This window comes from Variovorax sp. 01T439_2 (assembly GCF_056398445.1).
This window is the reverse complement of record NZ_JBFTPJ010000500.1, coordinates 1-5,029: the sequence shown is the minus strand read 5'-3', so window position 1 is coordinate 5,029 and position 5,029 is coordinate 1. Positions and strand designations below refer to the sequence as shown.

Annotated in this window: 7 protein-coding genes and 1 pseudogene; 7 read left to right on the top strand and 1 reads right to left on the bottom strand. The window is 71.3% G+C overall.

All coding sequences use genetic code 11. From position 1 onward, the window contains the following. The 7 genes and pseudogenes from AC1DOC_RS21535 to AC1DOC_RS21505 form a co-directional block, all read left to right on the top strand. Positions 1–547, top strand: a 547-nt coding sequence (locus AC1DOC_RS21535) for an SAM-dependent methyltransferase (protein ID WP_478130450.1), incomplete at its 5' end; no start/stop codon positions are given. After that, positions 537–1,155 (top strand): annotated as a pseudogene (locus AC1DOC_RS21530) (cobalamin biosynthesis central domain-containing protein). The gene AC1DOC_RS21535 and the pseudogene AC1DOC_RS21530, both read left to right, overlap by 11 nt. Beyond that, positions 1,152–1,556 carry a cobalamin biosynthesis protein gene (locus AC1DOC_RS21525; protein ID WP_012746166.1) on the top strand — a complete coding sequence of 135 codons (405 nt, stop codon included), beginning with the start codon at positions 1,152–1,154 and terminating at the stop codon, positions 1,554–1,556. The pseudogene AC1DOC_RS21530 and the gene AC1DOC_RS21525 overlap by 4 nt, the downstream one beginning before the upstream one ends. Before the next feature lie 37 nt (positions 1,557–1,593). After that, positions 1,594–1,794 carry a CbtB domain-containing protein gene (locus tag AC1DOC_RS21520; protein ID WP_012746165.1) on the top strand — a complete coding sequence of 67 codons (201 nt, stop codon included), beginning with the start codon at positions 1,594–1,596 and terminating at the stop codon, positions 1,792–1,794. A gap of 14 nt (positions 1,795–1,808) precedes the next feature. After that, positions 1,809–2,600, top strand: coding sequence for a CbtA family protein (locus tag AC1DOC_RS21515; protein WP_478079071.1), 792 nt, complete (start codon positions 1,809–1,811; stop codon positions 2,598–2,600). After that, the gene (cobJ, locus tag AC1DOC_RS21510; protein ID WP_012746163.1) at positions 2,597–3,580 is read left to right on the top strand and encodes a precorrin-3B C(17)-methyltransferase; all 984 of its coding nucleotides are present in this window, start codon (positions 2,597–2,599) and stop codon (positions 3,578–3,580) included. Before AC1DOC_RS21515 ends, cobJ begins: the two co-directional genes overlap by 4 nt. Further along, positions 3,577–3,933, top strand: a complete 357-nt coding sequence (locus AC1DOC_RS21505) for a (2Fe-2S) ferredoxin domain-containing protein (protein WP_012746162.1) — start codon at positions 3,577–3,579, stop codon at positions 3,931–3,933. The genes cobJ and AC1DOC_RS21505 overlap by 4 nt, the downstream gene beginning before the upstream one ends. 21 nt (positions 3,934–3,954) lie before the next feature. On the opposite strand, the gene AC1DOC_RS21500 is transcribed toward AC1DOC_RS21505, so the two are convergent. Then, positions 3,955–5,029, bottom strand: a 1,075-nt coding sequence (locus tag AC1DOC_RS21500; protein ID WP_478130449.1) for a dihydrolipoamide acetyltransferase family protein, incomplete at its 5' end; no start/stop codon positions are given.

Here is a 5,029-nt window from a genome sequence, read left to right as displayed (position 1 = left end):
CGCGGAGACCGTGCAGGCGCTGCTGGCCACCGGGCGGGACGTGCTGTTCCTGGTCGAGGGCGATGCCTCCACCTACGCGAGCTTCTGCTACCTGGCGCGCGTGCTGCGCGAGCTCGACCCGGCCGCGCGCATCGACGTGGTGCCCGGCGTCACCTCGTTCAACGCGGCCTGCGCGCGCCTGCAGCTGCCGCTCTCGGAGCAGGACGACACCGTGGCCATCGTGCCGGCGGCCTACGGCATTGCGGCGGTCGAGAAGATGCTGGACGACTTCGACACGCTGGTGCTCATGAAGGTCAAGCCGCTGCTCGACGACCTGATCGACCTGCTGGCGCGGCGCGGCCTGCTCGCGCACAGCCGCTTCATCGAAAAGGCCGGCTCGCCGGTCGAACGCATCGTGCACGACGTGGCCAGCCTGAAGGGCAGCAAGGTCAACTACTTGTCGCTGCTGCTGGTGAAGAACCCCGGCCGCGAACGCGGCGAACTGGTGCGCGGCTGCCGCAAGAAGACCAGCACCGAAATCGAAGAGGACAACCCGAATGACGAATGAAGCCGCACCCCGTGTGGTGCTTGTGGCCATCACCAAACATGGCGCGCAGCAGGCCGCCGGCCTGGCCCGCCAGCTGCCGGAGGCCAGCGTGTGCGTGGCGGACAAGTTCGCGCCGCTCATGGCCGGCTTGCCCAACCCGGAGCAAGGACGAGGACCCGGGCGTGCTGGTGGTGGACGACGCCGCGCAGTTCGTGATTCCGGTGCTCTCGGGCCACGTGGGTGGCGCCAACGCGATGGCCGAGCAGGTCGCTTCGCTGCTGGGCGCCACGCCGGTGCTGACCACCGCGTCGGACGTGGGCAAGACGATTCCGGTCGACATCCTCGGCCGCGAGCTCGGCTGGAAGGTGGAGGCACCCAAGATCAACATCACGCGCGTCTCGGCCCATGTGGTGAACGGCGAGCCGATTGCGGTGGTGCAGGAAGCGGGCAGCGCCGGCTGGTGGACCCGCCCCACGCCCCTGCCCGCCAACATCCACCGCTTCGCGCGCTTCGACGAGGTCGACCTCGCGCGCTTCAAGGCCGTGCTGTGGATCACGCAGGCCGAAGTCAGCGCCGAACGCTGGAGCGCGCTGGCCGAGCGGCTCGTCGTCTATCGGCCGCCGCTATGAGCACCGTGCGCTACGCCATCGGCTTGGGCTGCGACCGCGGCACGCCGCAGGCCACGCTGCAGCAGGCGATCGACGAAGCGCTGGCCGGCATCGGCACGCAGCTCGCGCAGGTGGCGGCGGCAGCCAGCATCGACCTGAAGGCCGACGAACCGGGCCTGCTGGCACTGGCCGCGGCCCACGGCTGGGCGTTGCGCTTCTACTCTGCCGCGCAGCTGGCAGAAGTGCCCGTGCCGCATCCGTCGGAAACGGTGCGCCGCCACACCGGCACGCCTTCGGTCAGCGAGGCGGCCGCGCTGCTGGCCGGCGGCGGCCTGCCGATGGCGGCGCTGGTCGTCCCCAAGCACAAGCACCGCGGCGCCGACGGGCGCCACGCGACGGTCTCGATCGCGCGCATGTCCTGATGAACTCCAACCCTCACTCTCTCGAATGGAACCCGCAATGAACGCCTCCTCCACGCACACCACTTCCCACACCGGCGGCTTCGCCCATGCCGGCACGGCGCGCAGCCTGCTGCTGCAATTGGCCGGCGCCGCAGCGCTGGGCCTGTTCGTCCTGTACGGCGTCGCCTTTGCCGAAAGCCCGCTCGCGCACAACGCCGCGCACGACGTGCGCCACGTCACGGTCAAGCCCTGCCACTGAGCGCGGAGCGTCCCATGATCTTCCAACGACTGATCTGGTCCGCGCTGGCGGCGGCCGTGCTGGTGGGCAGCGTGCAGACCGGCGTGCAGCAGTGGCGGGCCACGCCGATCATCCAGGCGGCCGAAAGCTACGAATCGCAGAAGGCCGCGCCTGCAGGCCACGGCCATGACGCGGCGCATGCCCACGGCGCTGCCGCGGATGAAGTTCAATGGCAGCCCGAGGACGGCGCCGAGCGCAGCTTCTGGAGCTGGGTCGCCAACATGCTGCATGCCTTCAGCATGGCGCTGCTGGTGCTTGCGGCAATGGGCGTCTGCCTCTGGCGCGGCACGCGCATGCGCTCGCTGCCGCTGGCGCTGCTGGTGTCTGCCGCCGGCTGGCTGAGCTTTCACTTCTGGCCGTCGCTCGGGCTGCCGGCCGAGATCCCCGGCATGGATGCGGCCCGGCTGGGTTCGCGCCAGGGCTGGTGGGTGCTGGCCGCAGCCGGCGCGGCGCTGGCCTGCATCTCGCTCGCGGGCCTGCGCAGTGCCTTGCGCTGGCCCGCGGCTGCGGCCTGGCTCGCGCTGCCTTTCGTGGTGGGTGCGCCGCAGGCCGCAGGCGATCCTTTCGCGGGCTTCGGGCCCGAGGCACAGGCCGCGCTGCGGACGCTCGATGCGCGCTTCATCTGGGTGACCACCTGGATCTCGCTGAGCTTCTGGGCCTCGACGGGCGTGGCCTGCGGCCTGGCCTTCGAGCGCTGGCTGCGGCCGGTGCTGGCCGCTGCGTTCGGCAATTCGCGCACCGCGCCGGCACTGGAGGTGAATCCATGAGCGGCAAGATTTCATTGGTCGGCATCGGGCCCGGCCACCACGACCACATGACGGGCCGCGCGCTGGCCGCGATCGCCGAAGCCGACGTGGTGGTCGGCTACAGCACCTACATCAAGCTGGTGGCCGACCTGCTCGAGGGCAAGGAAGTGATCCGCAAGGGCATGACCGAGGAGCTCGACCGCGCGGTCAATGCGCTCGAATGTGCCCGCGAGGGCAAGAAGGTGGCGCTGATCTCCAGCGGCGATGCCGGCGTCTACGGCATGGCCGGCCCGACCTACGAGGTGCTGTTCCAGGCCGGCTGGACGCCGGACTCCGACATCGCCGTCGAGGTGGTGCCCGGCGCGTCGGCCATCAACGCCTGCGCGGCGCTGGTGGGCGCGCCGCTCACGCACGACTTCTGCTCGATCTCGCTGAGCGACCTGCTCACGCCCTGGCCCGTGATCGCGCGGCGGCTCGACGCGGTGGCGGCGGCCGACTTCGTGGTGGCTCTCTACAACCCGAAGAGCGGGCGGCGCACCCAGCAGATCGTGCAGGCGCAGCAGCTCTTCCTGCGGCACCGGCGGCCGGACACGCCGGTGGCGGTGGTCAAGTCGGCCTACCGCCGGCGCGAGCGCATCGAGTTCACCACGCTTGCCCACATGAGCGAGTGCGACATCGGCATGCTGACGACGGTGCTCATCGGCAACAGCCACACCTTCGTGCAGCACGGCCTCATGGTCACGCCGCGCGGCTATGCCAACAAGTACGACCTGGACGATGGCGGCAACACGCGCAGCGGCGAGAAGCCAGGCCGCTCGCTGTCGACCGGCCTGCTGGGCTGGATGGCCAACCTGCGCGCCGACCATGCCGAAGGCGCGAGCGCCGCCGCGCTGGCGGCGCAGCACCGCCTGCCCGTCGATTACATCGAGGCCGTGCTGGCCGCACCGGCCGAGGAAGAAGAAAGCCCCGCGGCCGCGCCGCTCGAGGAGACGCAGGAATGAGCGAGGTGGTCAAGCCCAAGATCGGCGGCTACAAGCGCCACCTGCTGGTCTGCACGGGACCGCGCTGCAGCCCCGACGGCGCCTCGCAGGACCTGTTCGACAGCCTGGGCGACAAGTTCAAGGCCGCGGGCCTGAACGAGGGTGCACTGCGCGTCAAGCGCAGCCGCGTCGGCTGCTTCGCGGCCTGCAAGGGCGGGCCGGTGATGTGCGTGCAGCCCGACGGCACCTGGTACTACAACGTCACGCCGGAGAACATGGACCGCATCCTGTCGCAGCACCTGGTGGGCGGCGTGGTGGTGGAAGACCTGGTGTTCCACCAGGGACCGGGCCTCGCGCCAGACACGGCCGCCTGAGGCGCTGCAGTCGCACGCCGGCTATTCGACAAAGAGCAGCGCCGGGCATTCGAGCGAGGCGCGCACGGCCTGCACGAACTCGGCCGCCAGCTGGCCGTCGACCACGCGGTGGTCGAAGGAGGATGACAGGTTCATCATGCGGCGCGCGACCACGGCGCCATCCTTCATCACCGGGCGCTGCACGATGCGGTTGACGCCGACGATCGCCGCCTCGGGCGCATTGATGATCGGCGTGGACGCGATGCCGCCCAGCGCGCCGAGGCTGGTGACGGTAATGGTCGAGCCGCTCAGCTCGTCGCGCGTGGCGCGGCCCGCGCGCGCGGCCTCGGCCAGGCGCGCGATCTCGGTTGCGCTGGACCAGGGGTCGCGCGCTTCGGCGTGGCGCAGTACCGGCACCATGAGGCCCACGGCGGTCTGGGTCGCGATGCCGGCATGCACTGCGCCGTGGCGCGTGAGCACGCCGGTCTCGTCGTCGAAGCGGGCATTGACCTGCGGAAAGCGCGGCACCGCCAGCACGATGGCGCGCACCAGCAGCGGCAGCAGCGTCAGGTGCGCCCGCTCGCTGCCCCAGCGTTCGTTGAGCCGCGCGCGCAGCAGCTCCAACTCGGTCACRTCGACTTCCTCGACGTAGGTGAAGTGCGGGATGCGGCGCATCGCATCCTGCATGCGCTGCGCGATGCGGCGGCGCACGCCGGTCACGGGCACGGCCTCCTCGTCGTGGCGCTCCGCGTAACGCGGCGGGCCCGGCGCCTGCGCGCCCTGCCTGCGGAGCAGCCAGGCGTCGAGGTCCTCGTGCAGGATGCGGCCGTCCGCGGCGCTGCCCGGCACCTGCTGCAGATCGATGCCGAGCACCGCGGCGCGATGGCGCACCGCGGGTGCGGCGAGCGGCTTGCCGGCCGATGAGGATATGCGCACGGCCGGAGCGGATGTCGCCGCAGCTGCTACCGCCGGTGCAGGTGCCGGCACGGGCGCGGACGCGCGTGCGTGCGCGGCCGGCACCTGCACCGCCTCACCCTGCGCCTCCACGTCGATCCGTATCAGCTCCGCGCCCACCGCGAGCTGCTGCCCCACTTCGCCGCCGAGCGCGAGCACCCGG

What these genes read in the sequence shown, in the direction of transcription:
- AC1DOC_RS21525 (WP_012746166.1), top strand. Translation starts at nt 1,152, where the DNA reads ATGAGCACCGTGCGCTACGCCATCGGCTTGGGCTGCGACCGCGGCACG.
- AC1DOC_RS21520 (WP_012746165.1), top strand. Translation starts at nt 1,594, where the DNA reads ATGAACGCCTCCTCCACGCACACCACTTCCCACACCGGCGGCTTCGCC.
- AC1DOC_RS21515 (WP_478079071.1), top strand. Translation starts at nt 1,809, where the DNA reads ATGATCTTCCAACGACTGATCTGGTCCGCGCTGGCGGCGGCCGTGCTG.
- cobJ (WP_012746163.1), top strand. Translation starts at nt 2,597, where the DNA reads ATGAGCGGCAAGATTTCATTGGTCGGCATCGGGCCCGGCCACCACGAC.
- AC1DOC_RS21505 (WP_012746162.1), top strand. Translation starts at nt 3,577, where the DNA reads ATGAGCGAGGTGGTCAAGCCCAAGATCGGCGGCTACAAGCGCCACCTG.